Source organism: Mesorhizobium sp. M1338 (assembly GCF_040318045.1).
Taxonomy (GTDB): domain Bacteria; phylum Pseudomonadota; class Alphaproteobacteria; order Rhizobiales; family Rhizobiaceae; genus Mesorhizobium.
Genome location: NZ_JAMYLL010000132.1, coordinates 1 through 1,380, shown reverse-complemented (window position 1 = coordinate 1,380; position 1,380 = coordinate 1). Strand labels below are relative to the sequence as shown.

At 64.5% G+C, this 1,380-nt stretch carries 1 protein-coding gene and 2 pseudogenes; 1 reads left to right on the top strand and 2 read right to left on the bottom strand.

Annotated features, from left to right (window positions below):
- Positions 1 to 229 (bottom strand): annotated as a pseudogene (locus NKH19_RS33285) (plasmid maintenance toxin (PemK-like)); the annotation flags it as partial.
- Positions 230 to 320: 91 nt separating this feature from the next.
- On the bottom strand, positions 321 to 629 hold the full coding sequence (locus tag NKH19_RS33280; protein WP_352983940.1) for a type II toxin-antitoxin system Phd/YefM family antitoxin: 309 nt from the start codon (positions 627 to 629) through the stop codon (positions 321 to 323).
- Between the two features lie 83 nt (positions 630 to 712).
- Here NKH19_RS33280 and NKH19_RS33275 point away from each other — a divergent pair.
- A pseudogene (locus tag NKH19_RS33275) lies at positions 713 to 1,380 on the top strand (integrase); the annotation flags it as partial.

Here is a 1,380-nt window from a genome sequence, read left to right as displayed (position 1 = left end):
AATAGCCGCTCTCCGTCTCCAGCGGCCGGACGTCGGGCCCCGGCCAGGCGAAGCGGTTGCTTTCCGTCAAAACGATCCACGACCGCTCGCCGTCGAGCCGCAAGCGCAGCTTGACCGCAGCCGGGATCTCAATGGCATCATCGGGATTGGACGGCGGCGTATGGGTGATCGGCAGGACCCGGACGACCGGCGCGCCGTCCTCCTGCATGGCGACCAGCGCCAGCACCAGGCAGGGCCGGTCCTTGTCGCCTTTTTTCCGCGCCTCGAGTTGCTGCCGAAGTCAGGGACAAAAAAAGCGGAAGAGGTTGCCGACCTTGATTTCAGCCGGCGGCATTTTTTGCCGTCAGGCTTTTTGCGCCGGCGGGTTTTGACCCAGAGAGTTCGTCGTTGAGATGGTCAAGACCCGGCTCCATTTCGGAGGCTTCGACCGCGGCGATCTCGTTCGCGCCGAGCTCCGCTGTCAGTTCGACCCGCCGGTCGCGCTTCGACAGGCGGACAAAATCCTCGTAGGCCAGCAGCACGGTGCGCGGACGGCCGTTCTTGGTGATAATGACCGGATCACGGACGGCGGCATCCTGATAGGCGCCGAAGTTTTTCGAGACAGCGGCGGCGGTGACGGTGGTGGTCATCGGCGAGACTCCTTTGTTCCGGAATATACGGGCTTTACGGGCTTTCCGCAAGTATCGGCGGCTAACCAGAGGGAAACGAGCCAGTGACAGCGCAGCTTGCCAACGCCAAGACTGCTGAAATCGTCGCGAGACGGGCCGAAGCCCTCGACGCGCTCGATTCCGTGCTGCCCTTTGACCGTCGCGATTTTCTGGCCGGACTTTTGACCGATGACGACGTCGCCACCCTGCGCCACCTGGCGAAAGAAGGCATCGGCGCAAATTCTCTGCGGGCGCTGGCCTCCGACCTCGGCTATCTCGAGGCCTGGGCGCTCGCCGCGACTGGACAGCCGCTGCCCTGGCCAGCGCCGGAGGCGTTTTTGATAAAATTCGTCGCCCACCATTTGTGGGATTTCGCGAAACACGAGACCGATCCAGCGCACGGCATGCCCGAAGACGTTGCGGCGACGCTGAAATCCCAGCGGCTTTTGCGCAGCGACGGACCACACGCGCCCGCCACAGTGCGCCGACGCCTGTCGAGCTGGTCCACCTTGACCAAATGGCGCGGACTTGTCGGAAACTTCAACGCGCCGGGGCTGCAAAGCGCAATAAAGCTGGCGGTGCGCGCCAGCGCCCGTCCGCGCGGCCGCAAGAGCAAGAAGGCGGTGACCGCCGATATTTTGACCGCCCTCCTGAAAGCCTGCGCCGGCGACCGTCTCGTCGACCTGCGCGACCGCGCCCTTCTCATCACCGCCTTTGCCTCCGGCGGCCGCCG

Excerpts from the sequence above, each read along its gene's own strand:
- NKH19_RS33280 (WP_352983940.1), bottom strand. The coding sequence starts at position 629 with ATGACCACCACCGTCACCGCCGCCGCTGTCTCGAAAAACTTCGGCGCC.